Below are 24,991 nucleotides of genomic sequence, written 5' to 3' on the forward strand. Positions count from 1 at the left end.
TCATCCCGGGGCAGAAAAGAGTAGGGGACTTTTGTACGGCAGCGCCCCGGCAGTGCCGAGGCGCATTGGCGAATTGTCGTTACACGCCAACCAGTGGGTCGCTGATACCCAGCAGGTAAATGGCGATCAGTGCGATCACACCAGTAAAGATCACGTAATACAGCGTCGGCCAGATGGTCTTGCGCAGGATACTTCCTTCACGGCCAAGCAGCCCGACAGTGGCCGAAGCGGCGACCACGTTATGAATCGCCACCATGTTGCCGGCTGCTGCGCCTATCGCCTGCACCGCGACGATCAGCGCACTGGAAATACCCAGGCTGCTGGCTACGCCAAACTGGAACTGGCTGAACATCATGTTGCTGACGGTGTTCGAGCCGGCAATGAACGCGCCCAGTGCGCCGATGCTCGGAGCCAGCAGCGGGTACACGTCACCTACGCTGTCGGCTACCCAGCGAGCCATGAGGATCGGCATGCTGGCCAGCTCGGCGCCATTCACACCGGAATTGATCAGGATGCGCACCATCGGCACGGTGAACAGCAGAACGAAACCGGCGCTGAGCAGGACGCTGGAGGATTCCCTAACCGCCGCGCTCAGCTCGCGCACTTTCATGCCGTGCAGGAAGAATGTCGCCAGCGCGACCGCAACCAGAATGCCGCCCGGCAGGTACAGCGGCTGGAAGTTGGCGCCCACGCCGACCTCACCGAGCAGGTCGGGTAAATTCACCACAACCGCCTTGAGGGCGTTGCCAACTGATGGGAAAACCCGGCTGATGACCAGCAGAGCGCCGACCAGTACGTAGGGAAACCAGGCGCGCACTGCGCTCATCGATTTGGCCGTCAGGTTGTCCAGATTGATTTCCACGCTGCCCAGCCATTCGCTCGGCCACTTGTCTGCCGGGGCGAAATCCCAGGTCTTCTTAGGCACCAGAAACCCGTAGCGGGCAGCGCTGGTAACGATGGCCAACCCCACCAAGCCACCGATCAGCGAAGGAAATTCAGGACCCAGCAGCACACCGGTCGCCGCGTAGGGCAGCACGAAGGCGAGACCGGCAAAGAGTGCGAAGGGCAGCGCCTCCAGACCCTCCTTCCAGCTTTTTTTCTGACCGAAGAAGCGGGTCAGCATCATCACCATGAACACCGGCATAACCACGCCGACCAGCGCGTGGATGATCGCTACCTGGCTGGTGATCAGTTGCAGGAACTGCGGCCACGACGAACCATTCTCGACCAGTTGTGCGCCGATGGTGGCGGTATCCAGCCCGGTGTTTACACCAACGATTATCGGCGTGCCGACCGCTCCGAAGGAAACCGGCGTGCTCTGTACCAGCATGCCCATCAAAACGGCCGCCATGGCGGGAAAACCGATGGCGACCAGCAGCGGTGCGGCAACTGCGGCCGGCGTGCCGAAACCGGAAGCACCTTCGATAAAACAGCCGAACAGCCAGGCGATGATGATCGTCTGGATGCGACGGTCCGGGCTGATGGTGGCGAAGCCCGAGCGAATGGCGAGGATGCCGCCTGAGTGCTTGAGCGTATTGAGCAGCAGGATGGCGCCGAAAATGATCCACAGCACACCCACGGTAATCAGCAAACCTTGCAGCGTGGAGGCCATCACCCGGTTGAAGCTCATGTCCCAGGCAAACAGACCTATCGCTGCGGTTACCAGGTAGACCAGTGGCATGGCGCGCTTGGCCGGCCAGCGCAGGCCAACGAGCAGGAGTGCAGCCAGAAGAATTGGGGAAAAAGCCAGTAACGCGAGAATTCCGGTGGACATGGTGGCAGTCACTCCCCGTAGCGGCGCGCAGAGCGCATAGCGAAAAGATTGGGGAGCTGCGGCGTGGCCTGGCGAGGCGTCATGCGTGACCTCAATGGGTTATTGTTGTTGTAAGGTAAATTGGTAAGACCAATTTACAGGTGGTGATCGACAGGTTAAAAGGTCCGGTAAATGGCTGTCAAATCGCCTCATCCAGACTTTGGTCGTAGAATGTCGCGCTTCTTCCAGGCGGCGCTGCGCCGCCCATGGGCTTGGCTTATTCGAATGGGGTGGTGGCGATGGAAGTGGGTCAGGTGCGTCAGCGGCGTTTGTCGGACGATATCGCCGGGCAGGTCGAAACCATGATTCTCGAAGGCACGCTCAAGGCCGGTGAGCGTTTGCCCGCGGAGCGCGTTCTGGCCGAGCAGTTCGGCGTGTCTCGGCCCTCGTTGCGTGAAGCGATCCAGAAGCTGGTCGCCAAGGGGCTGCTGCTCAGCCGCCAGGGTGGCGGCACCTATGTTTGCGAAAGCGTCGGCTCCACGTTCAGTGATCCGCTGTTACACCTGCTGGAGAACAACAGCGATGTGCAGCGCGACCTCCTCGAATTCCGGCATACCCTCGAGGGATCCTGTGCGTACTACGCTGCGCTGCGCGCGACGGATCGAGATCGCCAGCGCTTGGGCGAAGCGTTCGACAAGCTGCAGGACTGTTACGGGCGCGCCGGTGAAGTGACTCGTGCGGAGGAGGGGGCGGCCGACGCCAATTTCCATCTGGCGATTGCCGAGGCCAGCCACAATGCGGTGCTGCTGCACACCATTCGCGGCCTGTTCGACCTGCTCAAGCGCAATGTGGTGACCAACATCGGTGGCATGTATGCCCTGCGCGGCGAAACCCGCAGCATGCTCAATGCGCAGCATCGGGCGCTGTACGAGGCAATCATCGAAGGGCGGGCCGAAGAAGCGCGAGGGCTGTCCAACCAGCACATCGACTATGTGCAGGAGGTTCTGGCTGGCGCCATGCAGCAGGAAGTCCGCGAGCTGCGCGCACAGCGTCGAGGCAAGACGGTGGGTTCCAAAGCCTGAGGTTGGCTGTCGGCTAGTTATAGCAAGGTAAAGGCCTGCAGCGGGACAGGCCGGCGAGGCTTACTCGTCCTTGCCTTTGCTGCGCATGGCGCGCTGCACTTCGCGGTCGGCGTCGCGCTCTTTCTCGGTGTGGCGCTTGTCGAAATCCTTCTTGCCCTTGGCCAGGGCGATTTCGCATTTAACCAGATGCTGTTTCCAGTACAGCGACAGGGCCACGCAGGTGTAGCCCTTCTGTTGCACGGAACCGAACAGCTTTTCCAGCTCGCGCTTGTTCAGCAGCAGCTTTCGCGTACGCGTCGGGTCGGCGATGACGTGGGTGCTGGCGGTTTTCAGCGGCGTGATGTGGCAACCCATCAGCCAGGCTTCGTCGTCCTTGAGCAGCACGTAGCTGTCAACCAGTTGGGCCTTGCCGGCGCGCAGACTTTTCACTTCCCAGCCGGCCAGAGCCAGCCCGGCCTCGAAGCGGGACTCGACGAAGTAATCGTGCATCGCCTTCTTGTTCTGCGCGATGCTGCCTTGTGGATGTTTCGTTTGTTTAGCCATAGGCGGCGCATTATATGGAGTATGACGACGCTGCGCCATGCATGCGCATGCGAAATGCCGCTGCGGCAGCGGTGCGCTTGAGCCCTCGGGGTGAATCCCCGACAATGTGGGCACTTCTCGTCTTGTGGTCGATGCCGTTTGCATGTCGCATCGCCCTGCAGCATCGCGGCACCGCGATGTCGCCAACCGTGGAAACCCTATCGTTATGAGTACTCACATTCAACGCTCGGCCCTTTTGCCCTACCCGGCGCAGGCCCTGTATGACCTGGTCAACGATGTGGCACGCTACCCGGAGTTTCTGCCCTGGTGCGCCTCGAGCGAGGTCATCGAAGTCAGTGACACGCACATGCTCGCCAGCCTGGAGGTGGCCAAGGCCGGCTTGAGCCAGCGCTTCACCACGCGCAACGTGTTGGTGCCGGGCCAGTCCATCGAACTCAATCTGGAAAACGGGCCATTCGAGCATCTGCATGGCCAGTGGACCTTCAAGGCGCTTGGTGACAAGGCCTGCAAGATCAGCCTCGACCTGACCTTCGACTATGCCGGCTCTATCGTGCGCGCGACCCTTGGCCCACTGTTCAATCAGGCAGCCAATACCATGGTCGATGCGTTCTGCCAGCGCGCCAAGGAACTCCATGGTCAGTGAGGGTGTGTCGGTTGAGGTGGTGTGTGCCACGGTCGACCGACAGGTGCTTAAAACGCTGCAATTGCCGGCAGGCAGTACGGCACGTGACGCAGCCCTGCAGTCCGGCTTGCAGGGTGATTTTCCCGGTATCGATCTCGCCGGCGCGCCGCTGGGTATTTTCGGCAAGGCGCTGTCCGCGCCCGAAACCCGGCTACTCGAGGATGGCGATCGGGTAGAGGTCTACCGGCCGTTGCTGGCGGACCCCAAGGATGTGCGCAAGCGCCGGGCTGCCCAGGCAGCCGAGCGTGCAAGGGCTTCAGGCAACGCTCGGCGCTAAGCGCGGGGCAACATGAACCGCAGCCATGAAAAAGCCCCGCAATTCAGAGCGTGTGAAAACGCACTGACGATAGGCAAATCCAACGCCCTGACTGGTTCGGGGCGTTGGCGTTTTTGATGTTTGGAAATGGAAGACGGGACTTATCCCAATAGCTCGATCAACCGACGGGCACCCAGCACATTGATGGCTCGTTTCAGGTTGTAGGCGTTGACCGCCAGGGCCATTTCCGTACGTGCTCCCTGCAGTTGTCGGAGCAGGAGGCGACCATTACCCAAAATCCATTGCTTCAGGTTGCCGAAGGGATGTTCGACGATGGATCGGCGCCTGACCATCATCTCTGGATGCGCCTGCATCCGCTGATACATGCGCTCGAATGCGGCTTCATGGACATGCCGAGTCACGTATCGGCGCTTGGCCTTCGTGCAGCGTGATTTCAATGGACAGCCCACGCAGTCAACTTGCGCAGCATAGATACGTTGTAGGCCACCGACCTGTTTGAGTGGTAGCCATTGGCCCGCTGGGCATTGGTATTGGTCGTTTTCTGCGTCGTAGGTGAAGGCGCTGCGATCGAATAGCGGCGTGTCGCCGCCTTTGTTATTTATGCCTCGATTCTCCGGCACATAGGCCGTAATCCCAGCATCATCACACGCTTGAAACTGCTCACCATTGGAGTAGCCGGCATCGGCTGTAACCCTCAGCTCGTCCTGCGCCAGAATCGCCTGGGCGGCCTTGGCCATAGGTTCCAGTTGCTGGTTTCGCTGCCGTCCTGAGTGACGGCATGATGCAAGATCAGCCCATGCTCGCCATCTACCGCGCTTTGCACGTTATAAGCCACGCGAGCCCCCTGGTGGGTACGCATCATGCGGGCCTCGTCCTCACCCACGACGAACTGATCCAGCCCCTGTACCTCCATCAACGCCTGGGCTGTCAGGTTATCGGCATGTCGGCTCTCCAGGTGCTGCAGCGCAGCCTTGACCGCACTGCGATCAACCACTTCAGCCGCCTCACTGCGGTCAGCCTCGTCCAGTTCTGCCAGATAACGGGCGATCTGCGCCTCCAGCTTGGCTTGTTGGCGCTTGAGCTTCGTCAGGCTCAGATGCTTGCGTTGCGACGCGACCGCCTGAAACTTGCTGCCATCAATGGCCACGAGTTGCCCGCTGATCAGTCCCACCTGGCGACAGAACTGGACGAAGGTGCGGCAGGTCGCCTGAAAAGCAGCACTGTTGTCCTTGCGAAAATCGGCAATGGTCTTGAAATCCGGTGCCAATCGGCCCAGCAGCCACATCACCTCGACATTGCGTTGGCACTCGGCTTCCAGCCGCCGGGAGGAGCGGATGCGCTGGAAGTAACCGTATAGATAAAGCTTGAGTAGATCCGCCGGATCATAGCCAGGACGTCCAGTCTTGAGCGGCTCGGCCTTGCTGAAACCCAGAGCCTGCAGATCCAGACGAGCAACATAGGCCTCGATCACCCGTACCAGATGATCCTCCGGTACCAGCTCCTCCAATGTGGGAGGAAACAGGCTGCTTTGCTGAAGACCTTCGCCCTGGATGTAGCCCATAAACGACAATGCCCCCATCGACTGATGGAGGCATTGTCTTCAGCTTGCTCTCAAACTGCTAGGTTTTCACACAGTCTGAATTGCGGGGCTTTTTGATACCGCGTATTTACTGCGGTGAGGTTTCCAGGGGCTCCGGGGTCGGTACCGGAACGGTCTCGACATTGTCCACGTCGCGCTGGATTTCCTCGAGCAGCGAGCCGGGAGCCGCGGGCTCTTCCTGCTGCTGGGTCGGTGCGGTCTGCGGCGCGCCATCGCGGCCGAGAATGGCATCGTCACGGCTGACGCCCGGCATGAAGTCGCCGGACAGGCCGACCAGTTGGTCTTCGCCGTTGAATACCACGCTGACGCGCTCCTGCTGGCGCTGGCTGCCGCCGGCCTGCATGCTGTACAGATAATCCCAGCGGTTGGCATGGAAGGTGTCGGTCAGCAGGGGGTTACCCATGATAAACCGCACTTGGCGTCGGGTCATTCCCGGCCTCAACTGGTCTATCATGTCCTGCGTGACGACATTGCCCTGTTGGATGTCGATTTTATAAACCCCGGGGAATGAGCAGCCGGCGAGTGCGATGAGCCCCATGAACATGAGGCTGGTCAGCAGGAGTTTGGTTTTTTGCATCGGTGGGCGTCTTCCACTATCTTGGCTGGGCAACGTAAACCCCGATCATACCCGCAATAAGGGAAGCTGCGAAGCGCTTCCGCGAGAAAGCAGACCATGGTTGAAAATAGCGAACTCCGCAAAGCTGGCCTGAAAGTGACCCTGCCGCGGGTCAAAATCCTGCAGATGCTCGACTCTGCCGAACAGCGCCACATGAGCGCAGAAGATGTCTACAAGTCGCTGATGGAGGCGGGTGAAGACGTTGGTCTGGCTACTGTGTACCGGGTTCTGACCCAGTTCGAAGCTGCCGGCCTGGTGGTGCGCCACAACTTCGATGGCGGCCATGCCGTGTTCGAATTGGCCGACGGTGGTCACCACGATCATATGGTGTGCGTGGACACCGGTGACGTGATCGAGTTTTTCGATGCCGAAATCGAGAAGCGCCAGAAGGAAATCGTGCGTGAACACGGCTTTGAGCTGGTGGATCACAATCTGGTGTTGTACGTACGCACCACGGGCGCCAAGCAGTAACTGGAGCCCGCATTGAAAAAGGCGACCTTGCAGGCTGTGTGAAAACTACTGCGCTCGGTCAGGCGGCGTTAAAAACCAGCTCAAAATGCTCATTTACAATTCGTAAACTGCGCTTTTCGCCGGTTTTTGCCTTGCCTGACCTTCGCTCGCTACGTTTTCGCATGGCCTGCTTGGGTCGCCTTTTTCATGCCTGTAACAACCTGTTGCGAATGCTAGGCCTGGGCGTTGCTGACCAGCTTGCGTGCGTGAGCCAGGGATTCCTCGGTAAGGTCGATGCCGCCTAGCATGCGGGCGATCTCTTCCACCCGTTGGGCGTCGCTCAGTTTGCTGACGGCGGTGCGCGTGGCGTTGTTGCCGCGCACCTTGTGCACGAACAGGTGCTGGTGACCCTGCGCGGCAACCTGCGGCAGGTGGGTGACCGTCAGCACCTGGCCGCGCTCGCCGAGACGCCGTAGTAACTGACCGACGACTTCGGCAGTCGGACCGCCGATGCCAACGTCGACTTCGTCGAATACCAGGGTCGGTACTCGCGATGTCTGTGCGGTGATCACCTGGATCGCCAGGCTGATGCGCGACAGTTCACCACCCGACGCCACCTTGGCCAGCGCCTTGATCGGCTGGCCGGGGTTGGCGCTGACCAGAAACTCGACCTGCTCAAGGCCGTTGACGTTGGGTTCGCTGCTCGGGTTCTCCTGCAACTGAATGCTGAAGCGCCCGCCGGGCATGCCCAGCAGCTGCATTTCCTTTTCCACTGCCTTGCTCAGCTTGCCTGCTGCCTTCTGCCGGCGGGCGCTCAGGTCGGCCGCTTTTTCCTGATAATGGCGGCCGTAAGCGGCCAGCTCTTCGCCGAGGCGCTCGGTGGCCTGGTCATCGGCATTCAGGCCTTCCAGCTCGTCGAACAGCTGCTGTTGCATGGCTGGCAACTCGCTGGGGTGAATGCGGTGTTTGCGCGCCAGGGTATAGATGGTGTCCAGGCGCTCTTCGAGTTGCTGCTGGCGCTGTGGGTCGGCCTCGAAATGATCGAGAAAACGGTTCAGTTCGCCGACGGCTTCCTCGACCTGAATCTGCGCGCTGGCCAGCAGGTTGGCGGCTTCGTTGAGCGGCCCCGGTTGGCCCTGCACGCCACTGAGTCGGCTCAGGCTGCTGGTCAGGGCCGAGAGTACGTTGCCGGCGTCGCTCTCGCTGCATTGCTCGATGACCTGACGGCAAGCGGCAAGCAGGCCCTCGGCATTGGTCAGGGCCTTGTGATCCTGCTCGAGCTGTTCCAGCTCGTTCTCGCCAAGGCCCAGATTTTCCAGTTCTTCGAGCTGATAGCTGAGCAACTGATGACGGGCGCGCTGCTCGTCGCCTTGCGAGGCGAGGCGTTCGAGCTCGCTGCGGGTCTGTTTCCAGCGCTGCGCAGCCAGTTGTACCTGGCGGGCCAGTTCCTGCGCGCCCGCGTATTCATCGAGCAGGCGTCGGTGGGTGTCGACCTTGAGCAGCGACTGGTGTTCGTGCTGGCTGTGGATGTCGATCAGCAGCTCGCCGAGCGCCTTGAGATCGCCGAGGGGGCAGGGCGTGCCGTTGATGTAGCCACGCGACCGGCCTTCGGCAGTGATCACGCGGCGCAGGATGCACGGGCCGTCAGTGCCCAGGTCGCGTTCGGCGAGCCAGCTGTAGGCTTCGGGAATGTCGCCGAGGTCGAAGCTGGCGAGGATGTCGGCCTTGTCGGCACCGGGGCGTACCACGCCGCTGTCCGCGCGGTCGCCCAGGGTCAGGCCGAGGGCATCGAGCATGATCGACTTGCCAGCGCCGGTTTCGCCGCTGATGACGCTCATGCCGCGATCCAGTTCCAGATCGAGGTGTTCGACGATGGCGTAGTTGTGTACGGACAGGTGCACCAGCATGGCAGGGCCTCCCAGAATTTTGTCTGGTTATTTATACAGTGTTTCGTTCGTGGCTGGCAATCCTCTCTGCTTGGCGACGTATGGAAGTGGCTGTGCCCCTTGAAACCCTACGAATCGTCCTTATATAGGCGGCAGACGCGCGAGTTGAGGCTCGTCGAATTATTCAGAGGAGAAATGCATGGCTGACGAACAGAACCTGGATCCGCAGACTCCCGAGGCCGAAGCGCATGACGCTGCGCCGGGTGAAGACCTGGCTGCTCGCGTGCAAACGCTGGAAGAGCAACTGGCGACTGCGCAGGATCAGTCGCTGCGCATGGCTGCCGATCTGCAGAACGTGCGCCGCCGCGCTGAGCAGGATGTCGAGAAGGCGCACAAGTTCGCCCTCGAGAAGTTCGCCAATGACTTGTTGCCGGTGGTCGATAGCCTCGAACGTGGTCTCGAGCTGTCCAGTGCCGACGACGAGGCGATCAAGGCGGTGCGCGAGGGCATGGAGCTGACGCTCAAATTGCTGCTCGACACGCTCAAGCGTCACCAGTTGGAAGCCATCGACCCGCATGGTGCGCCGTTCAACCCGGAGCATCACCAGGCCATGGCCCTGCAGGAAAGCACCCATGTCGAGCCCAACAGCGTGCTCAAGGTGTTCCAGAAGGGCTACATGCTCAACGGTCGCCTGCTGCGCCCGGCCATGGTCGTGGTCAGCAAGGCGCCGGCCGAGACGCCGCCGTCCATCGACGAGCAGGCTTGAAATCGGCGGGCGAGCCCCCATTTATTGAGTCAAGCGTATTAGTGCTACCGCAGCGGTCACGACAACGCTGCGGATATATCAAAGTTTCGGGAGAGTGAAATGGGCAAAATTATCGGTATCGACCTGGGGACTACCAACTCCTGCGTCTCCATTCTTGAAAACGGCAATGTCAAAGTCATCGAGAACGCCGAAGGCGCTCGTACCACGCCGTCGATCATCGCTTACGCCAACGATGGCGAGATCCTGGTTGGCCAGTCCGCCAAGCGTCAGGCGGTGACCAACCCGCACAACACCCTGTACGCGGTAAAGCGCCTGATCGGCCGTCGTTTCGACGAAGAAGTCGTGCAGAAAGACATCCAGATGGTCCCGTACAAGATCGCCAAGGCGGACAACGGTGACGCCTGGGTCGAAGTCAATGGCCAGAAGATGGCGCCGCCGCAGATCTCGGCCGAAATCCTCAAGAAGATGAAGAAGACCGCCGAAGACTACCTCGGCGAAGCGGTCACCGAAGCGGTCATTACCGTGCCGGCCTACTTCAACGACAGCCAGCGTCAGGCCACCAAGGATGCCGGCCGCATTGCCGGTCTGGACGTCAAGCGCATCATCAACGAGCCGACCGCGGCTGCGCTGGCCTACGGCATGGACAAGGCCAAGGGCGACCATACCGTGATCGTCTATGACCTGGGCGGCGGTACCTTCGACGTGTCGGTCATCGAAATCGCTGAAGTCGATGGCGAGCACCAGTTCGAAGTACTGGCCACCAATGGCGACACCTTCCTGGGTGGTGAGGACTTCGACATCCGCCTGATCGACTACCTCGTCGACGAGTTCAAGAAAGAAACCGGCATGAACCTCAAGGGCGACCCGCTGGCCATGCAGCGCCTGAAGGAAGCTGCCGAAAAGGCCAAGATCGAGCTGTCCTCGAGCCAGCAGACCGACGTCAACCTGCCGTACATCACTGCAGATGCCACCGGTCCGAAGCACCTGAATGTGAAGATTTCCCGCGCCAAACTGGAGTCGTTGGTCGAGGATCTGGTGCAGCGCACCATCGAGCCGTGCCGCATCGCGCTGAAAGATGCCGGTATCGACGTTGGTGCGATCAACGACGTGATCCTGGTCGGCGGTCAGACCCGTATGCCGCTGGTGCAGAAGCTGGTTACCGAGTTCTTCGGTAAAGAAGCTCGCAAGGACGTCAACCCGGACGAAGCGGTTGCCATGGGTGCTGCCATCCAGGGCGCGGTACTGGCTGGCGACGTCAAGGACGTGCTGCTGCTGGACGTTTCGCCGCTGACCCTGGGTATCGAAACCATGGGTGGCGTGATGACCGCGTTGATCGAAAAGAACACCACCATCCCGACCAAGAAGTCGCAGGTGTTCTCCACTGCCGATGACAACCAGAGCGCCGTGACCATTCATGTGCTGCAGGGTGAGCGCAAGCAGGCTGGTCAGAACAAATCCCTAGGCAAGTTCGACCTGGCCGAGATCCCGCCGGCTCCGCGTGGCGTGCCGCAGATCGAAGTGACCTTCGATATCGATGCCAACGGCATCCTGCACGTAGGTGCGAAGGACAAGGCGACTGGCAAGACCCAGTCCATCGTGATCAAGGCCAACTCCGGTCTGTCCGATGACGAAATCGAGCGCATGGTGCGTGACGCCGAGGCCAACGCCGAGGAGGATCGCAAGTTCGAAGAACTGGCCACTACCCGTAACCAGGGCGACCAGCTGGTTCACGCCACTCGCAAGATGCTCACCGAAGCGGGTGACAAGGCCACTGCGGAAGAGAAAGCCACCATCGAAACCGCTTTGGGCGAGTTGGAAGCGGCCGTGAAGGGCGACGACAAGGCAGCCATCGAAGCCAAGATGAACGCCCTGTCCGAAGCGACCACGCCGCTGGCGCAGAAAATGTATGCCGAGCAGCCGCAGCCAGGTGCTGCCGGTGCGGCGGATGCCGGTGAAACCAAAGGCTCTGCGGACGACGTGGTCGACGCCGAGTTCGAGGAAGTCAAGGACAACAAGTAAGCCCCGGCTTGCCTGTGTTTGCGCCCTGCCGCACAGCCGTGCGATAGGGCGATCCGCCGCGCGGGGGCTTGCTCCCGCGTTGGTGTGTCTGGACGGTACGAATTTCAAGAGTGTTAGAAACCCATGTCTAAACGTGACTACTACGAAGTGCTCGGGGTCGAGCGCGGTGCCAGCGAGGCGGAGCTGAAGAAGGCTTACCGTCGCCTGGCGATGAAGCATCACCCCGATCGCAACCCCGGCGACAAGGCTGCCGAAGACGCCTTCAAGGAGGCCAACGAAGCCTACGAAGTGCTGTCCGATGCGGGCAAGCGCAGCGCTTACGATCAGTACGGTCATGCGGGCGTTGACCCGCAGATGGGCGGTGGTGGCGGCTTTGGTGGCGGCAGCGCCAACTTCTCCGACATCTTCGGCGACGTATTCAGCGATTTCTTCGGCGGCCAGCGCGGCGGTCAGCGCGGTGGCGCACAGCGCGGCAGCGACCTGCGTTACACCCTTGAGCTGGATCTCGAAGAGGCGGTGCGTGGCACCACGGTGACCATCCGTGTGCCGACCCTGGTCAATTGCAAGGTCTGCGAAGGCTCCGGCGCCAAGAAGGGCACCAGCCCGGTGACCTGTACCACCTGCGGCGGCATCGGCCAGGTGCGCATGCAGCAGGGCTTCTTCTCGGTGCAGCAAACCTGCCCGCGCTGCCATGGCAGCGGCAAGATGATCACCGACCCGTGCGGCTCCTGCCACGGCCATGGCCGTGTCGAAGAGCACAAGACGCTGTCGGTCAAGGTGCCGGCAGGCGTCGATACCGGCGACCGCATTCGGCTTACCGGCGAAGGCGAGGCTGGCACCATGGGTGGCCCGGCGGGCGATCTGTACGTGGTGGTCAATGTGCGCGAGCACGCGATCTTCCAGCGCGACGGCAAGCACCTGTACTGCGAAGTGCCGATCAGCTTCGCCGATGCGGCGTTGGGTGGCGAACTGGAAGTACCGACCCTCGACGGTAGGGTCAAACTGAAGATCCCGGAGGGCACCCAGACCGGCAAGCTGTTCCGCTTGCGTGGCAAGGGTGTGGCGCCGGTACGCGGTGGTGGTGCAGGCGACCTGATGTGCAAGGTAGCGGTGGAAACACCGGTCAACCTGGATCGTCGCCAGCGTGAGCTGCTCGAAGAGTTTCGTCAGTCCCTGGCAGGCAACAGCTCGCACTCGCCCAAGGCCAATGGCTGGTTCGAAGGCGTCAAGCGCTTCTTCGGCGACCTTTAACGCAGCACCCTGCGGCGGGTTGCTGGCTTCGGCCGGCAGTCCGCCGTTTGCACTTTGGAGTCATGCATATGCGTATTGCAGTCACAGGCGCCGCCGGGCGCATGGGCAAGAACCTGATCGAAGCGGTGCATCATGCCGAAGGCGTTAGCCTCGGTGCCGCGGTGGCGCGCCCGGAAAGCACCCTGCTTGGCGCCGACGCGGGCGAGCTGGCGGGGGTTGGCAGGCTGGGCGTTGCGCTTGCCGGTGACCTGGAAAGCGTGCTCGATCAGTTCGACGTGCTGATCGACTTCACTCACCCTTCGGTGACGCTGAGCAACCTGGAAATCTGCCGCCGGGCCGGCAAGGCCATGGTGATTGGCACCACCGGCTTCAGCGCCGCCGAGAAGCAGTTGCTGAGCGAGGCGGGCCAGGACGTTTCCATCGTCTTCGCCGCCAATTTCAGTGTGGGCGTGAACCTGTGCCTCAAGCTGCTCGATACCGCAGCTCGGGTGCTGGGTGACGACGTGGATATCGAAGTCCTCGAAGCCCATCACCGCCACAAGGTCGACGCGCCGTCTGGCACCGCACTGCGCATGGGCGAAGTGGTTGCCAACGCGCTGGGGCGCGATCTCGACAAGGTTGCGGTCTACGGTCGTGAAGGCCAGACCGGCGCCCGCGCCCGCGAAACCATCGGGTTCGCCACGGTGCGGGCCGGCGACGTGGTTGGCGATCACACCGTGCTGTTCGCTGCTGACGGCGAGCGTGTGGAGATCACCCACAAGGCTTCCAGCCGCATGACCTTCGCCAAGGGCGCCGTGCGCGCGGCCACCTGGCTGGACGGTCGCGCCGCCGGGCTGTATGACATGCAGGACGTGCTCGGTCTGAACTGATCGCGCCGCTGGCGGCCGGTTGCAGGCGCGTGCTGGTGACAGGGCGCCGCTGCCGCGTCGGCCGCCTGGTGACGGCGCTATTTCGTGGCATTCGCGCCGTGGCGCTGCCGCTGATCGCGGGCCCGGGAGGGCAGTGGAGCGGATTTACGATTTTTGCCCGCACATAACTTTCGAAAAAATCAGCTTTCCTGTAAGCTTCTCTCTTTAGTGTGTCCACTAAAAGTTGCGCAGAATGAATCAATCAAAAAAGCGGGATGACCTTCACACGTCATCCCGCTTTTTTACAATCTGCGTTTGCTCCACGATCTACGGGAGGTCTTCTTGAGTAAGCCAGCCATACTCGCCCTTGCTGACGGCAGCATTTTTCGCGGCGAGGCCATCGGGGCCGATGGCCAGACTATCGGGGAAGTGGTGTTCAACACCGCCATGACCGGCTATCAGGAAATCCTCACCGATCCTTCCTATGCCCAACAGATCGTCACCCTGACCTATCCGCACATCGGCAATACCGGCACCACGCCGGAAGACGCCGAATCCAATCGCGTCTGGGCAGCCGGTTTGATCATTCGTGACCTGCCGCTGACCGCCAGCAACTGGCGTAACAAGCAATCCTTGCAGGATTACCTCAAGGAAAACGGCACCGTCGCCATCGCCGGTATCGACACCCGGCGCCTGACCCGCATCCTGCGCGAGAAGGGTTCGCAGAATGGCTGCATCCTGGTTGGCGCAGACGCCACCGAGGAAAAAGCCCTCGAACTGGCACGCGGCTTCCCAGGCCTGAAAGGCATGGATCTCGCCAAGGAAGTCAGCTGCACCGAGCGCTACGAGTGGCGCTCCAGCGTGTGGGATTTGAAAGATGATAGCCATCCCGAGATCGCCGCCAGCGAGCTGCCCTACCACGTGGTCGCCTACGACTATGGCGTCAAGCTGAACATCCTGCGCATGCTGGTTGCACGCGGTTGCCGCATCACCGTGGTGCCGGCGCAAACCCCCGCCAAGGATGTACTGTCGCTCAATCCCGATGGCGTGTTCCTGTCCAACGGCCCTGGCGACCCCGAGCCGTGCGACTACGCGATCCAGGCCATCAAGGATGTGCTGGAAACCGATACGCCGGTCTTCGGCATCTGCCTTGGCCACCAGTTGCTGGCCCTGGCGTCCGGCGCCAAGACCGTGAAGATGGGCACCGGGCACCACGGTGCCAACCATCCGGTTCAGGATCTCGACACCGGCGTGGTGATGATCACCAGCCAGAACCACGGGTTCGCGGTGGACGAGAGCAGCCTGCCGGGCAACCTGCGCGCGATCCACAAGTCGCTGTTCGACGGCACCCTGCAGGGCATCGAGCGTACCGATAAGGACGCCTTCAGCTTCCAGGGACACCCCGAGGCCAGCCCGGGTCCGAATGATGTCGCCCCACTGTTCGATCGCTTCATCGAAGCCATGGCCAAGCGCAAATAGACGAGTCGTCTGGAAGCGTAGCGAGCGCTGTCGGGCAAGGCGCCCGGCACGCAACGACGAGACAGTACATGTGTCAGTACGGCAAGCAACTGAGTACCGCGCAACGCAGCCCTGATAGCGCGCAGTAGCTTTGAAGATGACTCGCCGACTGACCTTAGGATTCGAGAGATAAAATGCCAAAACGTACAGACATCAAAAGTATCCTGATCCTCGGCGCCGGCCCCATCGTCATCGGCCAGGCGTGCGAGTTCGACTATTCCGGCGCCCAGGCCTGCAAGGCCCTGCGCGAGGAAGGCTTTCGCGTCATCCTGGTGAACTCCAATCCGGCCACCATCATGACCGACCCGTCGATGGCCGACGCCACCTACATCGAGCCGATCAAATGGGCCACCGTGGCCAAGATCATCGAGAAGGAGCGCCCCGACGCGCTGCTGCCGACCATGGGTGGCCAGACTGCACTGAACTGCGCCCTGGATCTGGAGCGCCACGGCGTGCTGGAGAAATTCGGCGTCGAGATGATCGGCGCCAATGCCGACACCATCGACAAGGCCGAAGACCGTTCGCGTTTCGACAAGGCGATGAAGGACATCGGCCTGGCCTGCCCGGTATCGGGCATTGCCCACAGCATGGAGGAAGCCTACGGCGTGCTCGAGAAGGTCGGCTTCCCGTGCATCATCCGTCCGTCCTTCACCATGGGTGGCACGGGTGGCGGCATCGCCTACAACCGTGAAGAGTTCGAGGAAATCTGCGCCCGTGGTCTGGACCTGTCGCCGACCAGCGAGCTGCTGATCGACGAGTCGCTGATCGGCTGGAAGGAATACGAGATGGAGGTGGTCCGCGACAAGAAGGACAACTGCATCATCGTCTGTGCCATCGAAAACTTCGATCCGATGGGCGTGCACACCGGTGACTCGATCACCGTCGCACCGGCCCAGACCCTGACCGACAAGGAATACCAGATCCTGCGTAACGCCTCCCTGGCGGTGCTGCGCGAGATCGGCGTGGAAACCGGCGGCTCCAACGTGCAGTTCGGCATCTGCCCGAACACCGGCCGCATGGTGGTCATCGAGATGAACCCGCGTGTGTCGCGTTCCTCGGCACTGGCCTCCAAGGCCACCGGTTTTCCTATCGCCAAGATCGCCGCCAAGCTGGCGGTGGGTTACACCCTCGATGAGCTCTCCAACGATATCACCGGCGGGCGCACCCCGGCGTCGTTCGAGCCGGCCATCGACTACGTGGTGACCAAGATCCCGCGTTTCGCCTTCGAGAAATTCCCCAAGGCCGACGCCCGCCTGACCACCCAGATGAAATCCGTCGGCGAGGTCATGGCCATCGGCCGGACCTTCCAGGAGTCCCTGCAGAAAGCGTTGCGTGGCCTGGAAGTTGGTGTATCTGGTTTCGATCCGAAGCTCGATCCGGCTGATCCGGAAGCTGAAAGCACCCTCAAGCGCGAGCTGATCGTGCCGGGCGCCGACCGCATCTGGTACGTGGGCGATGCCTTCCGTGCCGGCAAGACCGTCGAGGAGGTCTTCGAGCTGACTCGCATCGACGAGTGGTTCCTGGTGCAGATCGAGGATCTCATCAAGGACGAGCAGCGCATCAAGACCCTGGGCCTGTCGGCCATCGACCGTGACCTGATGTTCAGCCTCAAGCGCAAGGGCTTTTCCGATGCGCGCCTGGCTGCACTGCTCGGCGTTACCGAGAAGAACCTGCGCAGCCACCGTCACAAGCTCAAGGTGCTGCCGGTCTACAAGCGTGTGGACACTTGCGCCGCCGAGTTCGCGACCGATACCGCCTACATGTACTCGACCTACGAGGAAGAGTGCGAGGCCAACCCGAGCAGCCGAGACAAGATCATGATCCTCGGTGGCGGGCCGAACCGCATCGGCCAGGGCATCGAGTTCGACTATTGCTGCGTGCATGCTGCGCTGGCCATGCGTGAAGACGGTTACGAGACCATCATGGTCAACTGCAACCCGGAAACCGTCTCCACCGATTACGACACCTCCGACCGCCTGTACTTCGAACCGGTGACCCTGGAAGACGTGCTGGAAATCGTCCGCGTCGAGCAGCCCAAGGGTGTGATCGTCCAGTACGGCGGGCAAACCCCGCTGAAGCTGTGCCGCGCCCTGGAAGAGGCCGGCGTGCCCATCATCGGCACCAGCCCGGATGCCATCGACCGCGCCGAAGATCGTGAGCGTTTCCAGCAGATGGTCCAGCGCCTCGGCCTGCGCCAGCCTGCCAACGCCACTGCGCGCAGCGAGGAGGAAGCCCTGGCTCTGTCCAAGACAATCGGTTATCCGATGGTCGTGCGTCCGTCCTACGTACTGGGCGGACGGGCGATGGAAATCGTCTACCAGGAAGAAGAACTCAGGCGCTACATGCGCGAAGCGGTGAAGGTCTCCAACGACAGCCCGGTGCTGCTCGACCGCTTTCTCAACTGCGCCATCGAAGTCGATATCGACGCGGTCAGCGACGGTGAGACCGTGGTGATCGGCGCGATCATGCAGCACATCGAACAAGCTGGTGTGCACTCCGGTGACTCGGCGTGCTCGCTGCCGCCGTATTCGCTGCCGGCGCACATCCAGGACGAGATCCGCGACCAGGTCAAGAAGATGGCCCTGGAGCTCAACGTGGTCGGCCTGATGAACGTGCAGATGGCCGTGCAGGGTGAGGACATCTTCGTCATCGAAGTGAACCCGCGCGCCTCGCGTACCGTGCCGTTCGTCTCGAAGTGCATCGGCGAGTCGCTGGCCAAGGTTGCGGCCCGTGTGATGGCCGGCAAGACCCTGGCCGAAGTGGGCTTTACCCAGGAAATCATTCCGCCGTTCTTCAGCGTTAAAGAAGCGGTATTCCCGTTCAACAAGTTCCCGGGCGTGGACCCGATCCTCGGCCCGGAGATGAAGTCCACCGGCGAAGTGATGGGTGTGGGCGATACCTTTGGCGAGGCCTTCGCCAAGGCTCAGCTGGGTGCCAGCGAGATTCTGCCCAACTCCGGTTGCGCGTTCATCAGCGTGCGAGACGACGACAAGCCGCTGGCCGAGCAGGTTGCCCGCGATCTGATCAGCCTGGGCTTCGAAGTCGTCGCCACCTCTGGCACGGCCAAGGTGATCGAGGCGGCCGGCTTGCCGGTGCGCCGCGTGAACAAGGTGACCGAAGGTCGTCCGCACGTGGTCGACATGATCAAGAACGACGAAGTCACCCTGATCATCAACACCACCGAAGGGCGTCAGTCCATCGCTGACTCCTACTCCATTCGTCGTAACGCTCTGCAGCACAAGATCTACTGCACCACCACCATCGCGGCGGGGCAGGCGATCTGCGAGGCGCTCAAGTTCGGTCCCGAGAAGACCGTCCGCCGTCTGCAGGATCTGCACGCAGGAATCAAGGCATGATCAAGTACCCCATGACCGTTGAGGGCGCTCGCGCCCTCGAAGAGGAGCTGGCCCACCTGACCAAGGTGGTTCGGCCAAAACTCAGCCAGGATATCGGTACCGCGCGCGAGCTGGGTGACCTCAAGGAAAACGCCGAATACCACGCCGCCCGCGAGCAGCAAGGTATGGTCGAGGCGCGTGTACGAGATATCGAAGGCCGTCTGCAGAATGCAGTGGTGATCGATGTCACTACCATTGCGCATACCGGCAAGGTGATCTTCGGCACCACGGTGGAAATCGCCAACGTCGAAACTGACGAAAGCGTGTCCTATCGGATCGTTGGTGAAGACGAGGCCGATATCAAGCAGGGCAAGATTTCCGTCGGCTCGCCCATCGCCCGTGCCCTGATCGGCAAGGATGAGGGCGACGTGGTCGCCGTCAATACGCCAAGCGGTCTGATCGAGTACGAGATTGTCGAAGTTCGTCACGTCTGATCGGGCTGCCAGGCCCGACATGGCCGCAGGTTTCTGGACGCTGCTGCAGACCCTCTGGGTCGGCGGCGTCTGGATCCTGCAATTCATGGTACTGCCGGGGCTTTATCGCGTCGGGCTGGCACCGCTGCTGATCGAGGAAATTGCCGGCGCGCTGATGCCGCAGATGGTGCTTATCACCGTGCTCTGCGTATCGATCCAGGCGGCCTTGCTGGTCCGCCTGCGGCGCCTGTCGGCATTGTGGCGTGAGCGCCGCGGGCAGTTACTGCTTACGGTGCTGGCTATCAGTCTGAGCCTGTTGGCGTCGCTCGTGCTATGGCCGGATGCGCTACGCTGGCAGTTGTTCAGTTACCTGCTGCTGGCGTTTTTCGGCCTGCTGCTGGTGCTGCAGCCCTTGCCCTGCAAGCTTGCGCCAGCCGACCCGGTGGCCGGCTGACGCGAAAGCTCAGCCCTGGTGGCGGCTGATGTTCGACAGGTTGCGGTTGGCCTTGGGGTTCTTGCGATAGAGCAGGGCCATCTTGCCGATCACCTGCGCCAGCTCGGCCTTGCTGGTCTTGCACAGCTCGTCGATCACGGCCAGGCGGCTTTCGCGTTCGGTGATGCGCAACTGAATCTTGATCAGTTCGTGGTCGTTGAGGGCGCGCTCCAGCTCCGCCAGTACGCCTTCGGTAACACCGTTGTCGGCAACGATCAATACCGGTTTCAGGTGGTGGCCGATAGATTTGAACTGTTTCTTCTGCTCTTGAGTGAGCGGCATAATCTGAACCCTGCGTCTTGATCTGGGAAAGCGAGCTATTTTAACCGAGCTGCTTGCAGACCGCCCAGTTATTCATTTTTGTTCTTCCGAGGTGTTGTGTGGCCCGTTCCAAAACCAGCCAGCGTTGGCTGAAAGAACATTTCGACGATCCATACGTCAAAATGGCGCAAAGGGACGGCTACCGTTCACGTGCCAGTTACAAGCTGCTGGAGGTGCAGGAGAAGGATCGCATCCTGCGTCCCGGCATCACCGTGGTCGACCTCGGCGCTGCGCCGGGCGGCTGGTCGCAGGTCACCAGTCGGGTCATCGGCGACAAGGGCCGGCTGATCGCCTCGGACATCCTCGAGATGGACAGTATTCCGGACGTCACCTTCATCCAGGGCGACTTCACCGACGATGAAGTGTTTGCACGCATCCTCGAAGCGATCGGCGATCACCCGGTAGACCTTGTGATTTCCGATATGGCCCCCAATATGAGTGGAGTCAGGGAGTCGGATCAGCCGCGCGCGATGTACCTGTGCGAGCTGGCGTTGGATCTGGCCACCCGGGTTTTGCGTCCGGGCGGCGATTACCTGATCAAGATTTTCCAGGGTGAAGGCTTCGACGAGTACCACAAGCAGGTGCGCGGTCTGTTCGAAAAGGTGCAGATGCGCAAGCCGCTGTCGTCACGCGGTCGCTCTCGCGAGCAGTACATGCTGGCGCGAGGCTTCAAAGGCCCGCGCGAAGAGTAAAACCAAAGGTCTGGTTGTCAGTCCAAGCCGATACGCGCATCGTAAAGGGCAGATGTCTCATAAAGGGTTACAGACGGTGTCAGCCACGAGCGAGCGTTTGTAGTAAGTTAGATCGGTATATAACTGGTCGTCATGCGAGGCACGCTTCGGCAAGAGGCCTGCTTCAGAGGGTAGCTAATTGAACGACATGGCAAAGAATCTGATCCTGTGGCTGATCATCGCCGCCGTCCTGGTTACGGTGATGAACAATTTCTCCAGCCCGAGCGAGACCAACAAGCTCAATTACTCGGAGTTCATCCAGCAGGTTCAGGATGGTGGGGTCAAGCGCGTCACCGTCGATGGCTACATCATCAGCGGCATGCGTTCCGACGGTTCCTCATTCGAGACCGTGCGCCCGGCGATTCAGGACAATGGCCTGATCAAGGACCTGATGGACAACAACGTCGAGATCGTTGGCAAGCAGCCTGAACAGCAGAGCATCTGGACGCAGTTGCTGGTCGCCAGCTTCCCGATCCTGGTGATCATCGCCGTGTTCATGTTCTTCATGCGCCAGATGCAGGGTGGTGCCGGCGGCAAGGGCGGGCCCATGAGCTTCGGCAAGAGCAAGGCGCGCCTGCTTTCCGAAGACCAGGTCAAGACCACCTTCGCCGATGTTGCCGGTTGCGACGAGGCCAAGGAAGAGGTCAGCGAGCTGGTCGAGTTCCTGCGTGACCCGGGCAAGTTCCAGCGCCTTGGCGGCCGTATCCCTCGCGGTGTGCTGATGGTTGGTTCGCCGGGTACCGGCAAGACGCTGCTCGCCAAGGCCGTGGCCGGCGAGGCGAAGGTGCCGTTCTTCACCATTTCCGGCTCCGACTTCGTGGAAATGTTCGTGGGTGTCGGTGCGTCCCGCGTCCGTGACATGTTCGAGCAGGCCAAGAAGCACGCACCCTGCATTATCTTCATCGACGAGATCGACGCGGTTGGCCGCCATCGTGGTGCCGGCATGGGTGGTGGTCACGACGAGCGCGAGCAGACCCTCAACCAGCTGCTGGTCGAGATGGACGGCTTCGAAATGAATGACGGCATCATCGTCATTGCCGCGACCAACCGCCCTGACGTGCTCGACCCTGCGCTGCTGCGTCCGGGCCGTTTCGACCGTCAGGTGGTGGTTGGCCTGCCGGACATCCGCGGCCGCGAGCAGATTCTCAATGTGCACATGCGCAAGGTGCCGATGGGCGAAGACGTCAAGGCGGCGGTTATCGCCCGTGGTACGCCCGGCTTCTCCGGTGCCGACCTGGCCAACCTGGTCAACGAGGCCTCGCTGTTCGCCGCTCGCTCCGGCAAGCGCGTCGTCGAGATGAAGGAGTTCGAACTCGCCAAAGACAAGATCATGATGGGTGCCGAGCGCAAGACCATGGTCATGTCGGACAAAGAGAAGCTCAACACGGCGTTCCACGAGGCGGGTCACGCCATCGTCGGCCGCCTGGTGCCCGAGCACGATCCGGTCTACAAGGTGTCGATCATTCCGCGTGGCCGTGCCCTGGGCGTGACCATGTTCCTGCCGGAAGAAGATCGCTACAGCCTGTCCAAGCGGGCGCTTATCAGTCAGATCTGCTCGCTGTATGGCGGTCGTATCGCCGAGGAAATGACCCTGGGCTTCGACGGAGTCACGACCGGCGCGTCCAATGACATCATGCGTGCCAGCCAGATAGCCCGAAACATGGTCACCAAGTGGGGCCTGTCCGAGAAGCTCGGCCCGCTGATGTACGCGGAAGAAGAGGGCGAAGTCTTCCTGGGCCGTGGCGGTAGCGGGCAGAGCAGCAACATCTCCGGCGAGACTGCCAAGCTGATCGATCTGGAAGTTCGCAGCATCATCGATCACTGCTATGACACCGCCAAGCGTTTGCTCGAAGAGAACCGCGACAAGCTCGACGCCATGGCTGAGGCCCTGATGAAGTACGAGACCATCGATGCCGATCAGATCGACGACATCATGAGTGGCCGCCCCCCGCGCGAGCCGCGTGACTGGACCGGCGGTGGTAACGATGCCGGTACCCCGATCGCCAAGTCCGACGAGGCCGATCGTCCCGAAAAACCAATCGGCGGCCCTGCTGCCGAGCTGTAAGGCTTTTCATGTCTCGTGCGATACCCCTGAACCGGCTGCCTTGTGGCAGCCGGTTTCTTGATTTGACCCATCCTCGGGTGATGGGCATCCTCAACGTCACCCCCGACTCCTTTTCCGACGGCGGCCGCTTCGCGATGCGCGATGCGGCGTTGCGGCATGCCGAAAGCATGGTGCGGGCAGGCGCGACGCTCATCGATGTGGGTGGTGAGTCCACGCGGCCTGGCGCCCAGGCCGTTTCCGTGGACGAGGAGCTCGCTCGCGTGGCGCCCGTGGTGGAGGCCATCGCCGCCGAGCTGGATGTGATCATTTCCGTGGACACCTCCACGCCGCAGGTGATTCGCGAGTCCGCCAGGTTGGGCGCCGGGCTGATCAATGATGTGCGCTCGTTGCAGCGCGATGGCGCGCTACAGGCTGCCGCCGCTACTGGGCTGCCGGTTTGCTTGATGCACATGCGTGGCGAGCCCACGACCATGCAGCAAAGCCCGCACTACGACGATGTGCTCGATGCCGTGGCGGATTTCCTGCGCGAGCGTCTGGCAGTCTGCGAGGCCGCTGGCATAGCGGCAGAGCGCATCGTGCTGGATCCGGGGTTCGGTTTTGCCAAGACGCTGGAGCATAATCTCAGTCTGTTCCGGCGCATGCCTGCGCTGCAGGCGTTTGGTCTGCCGCTGCTGGTCGGCGTTTCCCGCAAGAGTATGATTGGCGCCGTGTTGGGTCGCGAGGTCGACGGGCGCCTGTATGGCAGTCTGGCCCTGGCGGCACTGGCGGTTGCCAAGGGCGCCAGCATTCTGCGCGTTCACGATGTGGCGGAAACCGTCGACGTGGTACGCATGGTCGCCGCGGTCGAAGCGGCGCAGTAACTGATAAAAAAGGAGTTGTCGTTTGAGTCGCAAGTATTTTGGTACCGACGGGATTCGTGGTCGCGTCGGGCATTACCCGATCACCCCGGATTTCATGCTCAAGCTCGGCTGGGCGGCGGGAATGGCTTTTCGCAAGCAGGGCAAGTGCCGGATTCTGATCGGCAAGGACACACGCATCTCCGGCTACATGTTCGAGTCTGCGCTGGAGGCCGGGCTTTCCGCTGCCGGCGCGGACGTCATGCTGCTGGGGCCGATGCCCACCCCCGCTATCGCCTACCTGACGCGTACCTTTCACGCCGAGGCCGGAATCGTCATCAGTGCCTCGCACAATCCTCACCATGACAACGGCATCAAGTTCTTTTCCGGGCAGGGCACCAAGCTGCCGGATGAGCTCGAGCTGATGATCGAAGAGTTGCTCGACGCACCGATGACGGTGGTCGAGTCCGAGCAGTTGGGCAAGGTGTCGCGGATCAATGACGCGGCGGGGCGCTACATCGAGTTCTGCAAGAGCAGCGTGCCGACCAGCACCGATTTCGCTGGCCTGAAGATCGTGCTCGATTGTGCCCATGGTGCTGCCTACAAGGTCGCGCCTGCGGTGTTTCAGGAGCTCGGCGCCGAGGTTTCGGTGCTTTCGGCGCAGCCCAATGGGTTGAATATCAATGCCGACTGCGGCTCGACGCACGTCGAAAACCTGCAGGCCGAAGTGGTGGCGCGCCAGGCGGACCTGGGCATTGCCTTCGATGGCGATGCGGACCGCGTGCTGATGGTCGATCACACCGGTGCTGTGGTCGATGGCGACGAGCTGCTGTTCATCATCGCCCGTGATCTCCAGGCGCGCGGCAAACTGCAAGGTGGTGTGGTCGGCACGCTGATGAGCAATCTCGGGCTGGAGCTTGCGCTGGGCGAACTGCAGATCCCCTTCGTGCGGGCCAACGTCGGTGATCGCTATGTGATCGCCGAACTGTTGGAGCGCGGCTGGCAGTTGGGCGGCGAGAATTCCGGTCACCTGGTGTGCTTCCAGCATGTCACCACCGGTGATGCGATCGTTGCTGCACTGCAGGTTTTGCTTGCCATACGGCGGCGCGGGCAAAGCCTGGCCGAGGCGCGTCAGGGTTTGCGCAAGTGCCCGCAGGTGCTGATTAATGTGCGTTTTGGCGGTGGTGTCGATCCGCTCAAGCATCCGGATGTGAAGGCTGCCAGTGACAGCGTGACCGAGCGCATGGCCGGGCGCGGCCGGGTGCTGTTGCGCAAGTCCGGCACCGAGCCGCTGGTACGGGTGATGGTGGAAGGCGAGGATGAAGCCCAGGTGCGAGGCTATGCCAATGAATTGGCTGAGGTTGTCTCTCGAGTCTGTGTCTGATTCGGCTTGCCAGCCCACAAGCGGTTGGGTAACATCTGCGCCCTCTTTGACCAACGAGGTAA

Annotated in this window: 21 protein-coding genes and 1 pseudogene; 16 read left to right on the plus strand and 6 right to left on the minus strand. The window is 61.5% G+C overall.

Features of this window, described 5'->3' with window-relative positions; genetic code table 11:
- Positions 1–79: 79 nt before the first annotated feature.
- Positions 80–1,774, minus strand: a complete 1,695-nt coding sequence (locus ACZ0AV_RS18370) for an L-lactate permease (protein WP_499152363.1) — start codon at positions 1,772–1,774, stop codon at positions 80–82.
- Positions 1,775–2,052: 278 nt separating this feature from the next.
- On the opposite strand from ACZ0AV_RS18370, the gene ACZ0AV_RS18375 reads away from it, so the two are divergent.
- Entirely contained in the window at positions 2,053–2,835 is a 783-nt protein-coding gene (locus ACZ0AV_RS18375; RefSeq protein WP_499152364.1) for an FCD domain-containing protein, read from the plus strand.
- Between the two features lie 60 nt (positions 2,836–2,895).
- On the opposite strand, the gene smpB is transcribed toward ACZ0AV_RS18375, so the two are convergent.
- Complete coding sequence (smpB, locus tag ACZ0AV_RS18380) at positions 2,896–3,378, minus strand: SsrA-binding protein SmpB (RefSeq protein ID WP_042554876.1); 483 nt, start codon at positions 3,376–3,378, stop codon at positions 2,896–2,898.
- A gap of 205 nt (positions 3,379–3,583) precedes the next feature.
- Between smpB and ACZ0AV_RS18385 the strand changes: the two genes are divergently transcribed.
- Positions 3,584–4,021: a type II toxin-antitoxin system RatA family toxin gene (locus ACZ0AV_RS18385; protein WP_499152365.1), complete on the plus strand. Its 438-nt coding sequence runs from the start codon at positions 3,584–3,586 to the stop codon at positions 4,019–4,021.
- The gene (locus ACZ0AV_RS18390) at positions 4,011–4,337 is read left to right on the plus strand and encodes an RnfH family protein (RefSeq protein ID WP_499152366.1); all 327 of its coding nucleotides are present in this window, start codon (positions 4,011–4,013) and stop codon (positions 4,335–4,337) included. Before ACZ0AV_RS18385 ends, ACZ0AV_RS18390 begins: the two co-directional genes overlap by 11 nt.
- A 140-nt stretch (positions 4,338–4,477) precedes the next feature.
- On the opposite strand, the pseudogene ACZ0AV_RS18395 reads toward ACZ0AV_RS18390, so the two are convergent.
- Together ACZ0AV_RS18395 and ACZ0AV_RS18400 are read right to left on the minus strand one after the other, a co-directional pair.
- A pseudogene (locus tag ACZ0AV_RS18395) lies at positions 4,478–5,898 on the minus strand (IS1182 family transposase).
- Between the two features lie 106 nt (positions 5,899–6,004).
- Positions 6,005–6,514: an outer membrane protein assembly factor BamE gene (locus tag ACZ0AV_RS18400; protein ID WP_499152367.1), complete on the minus strand. Its 510-nt coding sequence runs from the start codon at positions 6,512–6,514 to the stop codon at positions 6,005–6,007.
- Positions 6,515–6,610: 96 nt separating this feature from the next.
- Here ACZ0AV_RS18400 and fur point away from each other — a divergent pair, with 96 nt between their 5' ends.
- A complete protein-coding gene (gene fur / locus ACZ0AV_RS18405) occupies positions 6,611–7,024 on the plus strand; it encodes a ferric iron uptake transcriptional regulator (protein ID WP_131175373.1) in 414 nt (137 codons plus the stop codon).
- Positions 7,025–7,236: 212 nt separating this feature from the next.
- On the opposite strand, the gene recN is transcribed toward fur, so the two are convergent.
- Positions 7,237–8,910 (minus strand): DNA repair protein RecN, encoded by a 1,674-nt coding sequence (gene recN, locus ACZ0AV_RS18410; RefSeq protein ID WP_499152368.1) that lies wholly within the window; start codon positions 8,908–8,910, stop codon positions 7,237–7,239.
- A 178-nt stretch (positions 8,911–9,088) separates the two neighbouring features.
- Between recN and grpE the strand changes: the two genes are divergently transcribed.
- The 8 genes from grpE (at position 9,089) to ACZ0AV_RS18450 (ending at position 19,553) form a co-directional block, all read left to right on the plus strand.
- Positions 9,089–9,655: a nucleotide exchange factor GrpE gene (gene grpE, locus ACZ0AV_RS18415; RefSeq protein ID WP_499152369.1), complete on the plus strand. Its 567-nt coding sequence runs from the start codon at positions 9,089–9,091 to the stop codon at positions 9,653–9,655.
- Positions 9,656–9,754: 99 nt separating this feature from the next.
- Positions 9,755–11,674, plus strand: coding sequence for a molecular chaperone DnaK (gene dnaK, locus ACZ0AV_RS18420; RefSeq protein ID WP_499152370.1), 1,920 nt, complete (start codon positions 9,755–9,757; stop codon positions 11,672–11,674).
- 123 nt (positions 11,675–11,797) lie between these two features.
- Positions 11,798–12,925 carry a molecular chaperone DnaJ gene (gene dnaJ / locus ACZ0AV_RS18425; RefSeq protein WP_499152371.1) on the plus strand — a complete coding sequence of 376 codons (1,128 nt, stop codon included), beginning with the start codon at positions 11,798–11,800 and terminating at the stop codon, positions 12,923–12,925.
- A 68-nt stretch (positions 12,926–12,993) separates the two neighbouring features.
- A complete protein-coding gene (dapB, locus tag ACZ0AV_RS18430) occupies positions 12,994–13,794 on the plus strand; it encodes a 4-hydroxy-tetrahydrodipicolinate reductase (protein WP_499152372.1) in 801 nt (266 codons plus the stop codon).
- A 321-nt stretch (positions 13,795–14,115) separates the two neighbouring features.
- Positions 14,116–15,252 (plus strand): glutamine-hydrolyzing carbamoyl-phosphate synthase small subunit, encoded by a 1,137-nt coding sequence (gene carA / locus ACZ0AV_RS18435; protein WP_499152373.1) that lies wholly within the window; start codon positions 14,116–14,118, stop codon positions 15,250–15,252.
- 173 nt (positions 15,253–15,425) lie between these two features.
- Positions 15,426–18,647, plus strand: coding sequence for a carbamoyl-phosphate synthase large subunit (carB, locus tag ACZ0AV_RS18440; RefSeq protein ID WP_499152374.1), 3,222 nt, complete (start codon positions 15,426–15,428; stop codon positions 18,645–18,647).
- Positions 18,644–19,120: a transcription elongation factor GreA gene (gene greA, locus ACZ0AV_RS18445; RefSeq protein WP_499152375.1), complete on the plus strand. Its 477-nt coding sequence runs from the start codon at positions 18,644–18,646 to the stop codon at positions 19,118–19,120. The genes carB and greA overlap by 4 nt, the downstream gene beginning before the upstream one ends.
- Positions 19,098–19,553 (plus strand): DUF4149 domain-containing protein, encoded by a 456-nt coding sequence (locus ACZ0AV_RS18450; protein WP_499152376.1) that lies wholly within the window; start codon positions 19,098–19,100, stop codon positions 19,551–19,553. Before greA ends, ACZ0AV_RS18450 begins: the two co-directional genes overlap by 23 nt.
- Before the next feature lie 9 nt (positions 19,554–19,562).
- Here the strand turns inward: ACZ0AV_RS18450 and yhbY are convergent, their stop codons facing one another.
- Positions 19,563–19,874 (minus strand): ribosome assembly RNA-binding protein YhbY, encoded by a 312-nt coding sequence (gene yhbY, locus ACZ0AV_RS18455; RefSeq protein WP_499152377.1) that lies wholly within the window; start codon positions 19,872–19,874, stop codon positions 19,563–19,565.
- Between the two features lie 98 nt (positions 19,875–19,972).
- Between yhbY and rlmE the strand changes: the two genes are divergently transcribed.
- The 4 genes from rlmE (at position 19,973) to glmM (ending at position 24,929) form a co-directional block, all read left to right on the plus strand.
- Positions 19,973–20,605 carry a 23S rRNA (uridine(2552)-2'-O)-methyltransferase RlmE gene (gene rlmE, locus ACZ0AV_RS18460; protein WP_499153393.1) on the plus strand — a complete coding sequence of 211 codons (633 nt, stop codon included), beginning with the start codon at positions 19,973–19,975 and terminating at the stop codon, positions 20,603–20,605.
- 187 nt (positions 20,606–20,792) lie between these two features.
- A complete protein-coding gene (gene ftsH / locus ACZ0AV_RS18465) occupies positions 20,793–22,709 on the plus strand; it encodes an ATP-dependent zinc metalloprotease FtsH (RefSeq protein ID WP_499152378.1) in 1,917 nt (638 codons plus the stop codon).
- An 8-nt stretch (positions 22,710–22,717) separates the two neighbouring features.
- Complete coding sequence (gene folP / locus ACZ0AV_RS18470) at positions 22,718–23,569, plus strand: dihydropteroate synthase (RefSeq protein WP_499152379.1); 852 nt, start codon at positions 22,718–22,720, stop codon at positions 23,567–23,569.
- A gap of 22 nt (positions 23,570–23,591) precedes the next feature.
- The gene (gene glmM / locus ACZ0AV_RS18475; protein ID WP_499152380.1) at positions 23,592–24,929 is read left to right on the plus strand and encodes a phosphoglucosamine mutase; all 1,338 of its coding nucleotides are present in this window, start codon (positions 23,592–23,594) and stop codon (positions 24,927–24,929) included.
- Positions 24,930–24,991 lie beyond the last annotated feature (62 nt).

This window comes from Pseudomonas sp. AC532 (assembly GCF_979258965.1).

What these genes read in the sequence shown, in the direction of transcription:
- ACZ0AV_RS18385 (WP_499152365.1), top strand. Translation starts at nt 3,584, where the DNA reads ATGAGTACTCACATTCAACGCTCGGCCCTTTTGCCCTACCCGGCGCAG.
- ACZ0AV_RS18390 (WP_499152366.1), top strand. Translation starts at nt 4,011, where the DNA reads ATGGTCAGTGAGGGTGTGTCGGTTGAGGTGGTGTGTGCCACGGTCGAC.
- greA (WP_499152375.1), top strand. Translation starts at nt 18,644, where the DNA reads ATGATCAAGTACCCCATGACCGTTGAGGGCGCTCGCGCCCTCGAAGAG.
- ACZ0AV_RS18400 (WP_499152367.1), bottom strand. Translation starts at nt 6,514, where the DNA reads ATGCAAAAAACCAAACTCCTGCTGACCAGCCTCATGTTCATGGGGCTC.
- carB (WP_499152374.1), top strand. Translation starts at nt 15,426, where the DNA reads ATGCCAAAACGTACAGACATCAAAAGTATCCTGATCCTCGGCGCCGGC.
- dnaJ (WP_499152371.1), top strand. Translation starts at nt 11,798, where the DNA reads ATGTCTAAACGTGACTACTACGAAGTGCTCGGGGTCGAGCGCGGTGCC.
- recN (WP_499152368.1), bottom strand. Translation starts at nt 8,910, where the DNA reads ATGCTGGTGCACCTGTCCGTACACAACTACGCCATCGTCGAACACCTC.
- folP (WP_499152379.1), top strand. Translation starts at nt 22,718, where the DNA reads ATGTCTCGTGCGATACCCCTGAACCGGCTGCCTTGTGGCAGCCGGTTT.
- ftsH (WP_499152378.1), top strand. Translation starts at nt 20,793, where the DNA reads ATGGCAAAGAATCTGATCCTGTGGCTGATCATCGCCGCCGTCCTGGTT.
- dapB (WP_499152372.1), top strand. Translation starts at nt 12,994, where the DNA reads ATGCGTATTGCAGTCACAGGCGCCGCCGGGCGCATGGGCAAGAACCTG.
- fur (WP_131175373.1), top strand. Translation starts at nt 6,611, where the DNA reads ATGGTTGAAAATAGCGAACTCCGCAAAGCTGGCCTGAAAGTGACCCTG.
- yhbY (WP_499152377.1), bottom strand. Translation starts at nt 19,874, where the DNA reads ATGCCGCTCACTCAAGAGCAGAAGAAACAGTTCAAATCTATCGGCCAC.
- ACZ0AV_RS18375 (WP_499152364.1), top strand. Translation starts at nt 2,053, where the DNA reads ATGGAAGTGGGTCAGGTGCGTCAGCGGCGTTTGTCGGACGATATCGCC.
- ACZ0AV_RS18370 (WP_499152363.1), bottom strand. Translation starts at nt 1,774, where the DNA reads ATGTCCACCGGAATTCTCGCGTTACTGGCTTTTTCCCCAATTCTTCTG.
- smpB (WP_042554876.1), bottom strand. Translation starts at nt 3,378, where the DNA reads ATGGCTAAACAAACGAAACATCCACAAGGCAGCATCGCGCAGAACAAG.
- grpE (WP_499152369.1), top strand. Translation starts at nt 9,089, where the DNA reads ATGGCTGACGAACAGAACCTGGATCCGCAGACTCCCGAGGCCGAAGCG.
- dnaK (WP_499152370.1), top strand. Translation starts at nt 9,755, where the DNA reads ATGGGCAAAATTATCGGTATCGACCTGGGGACTACCAACTCCTGCGTC.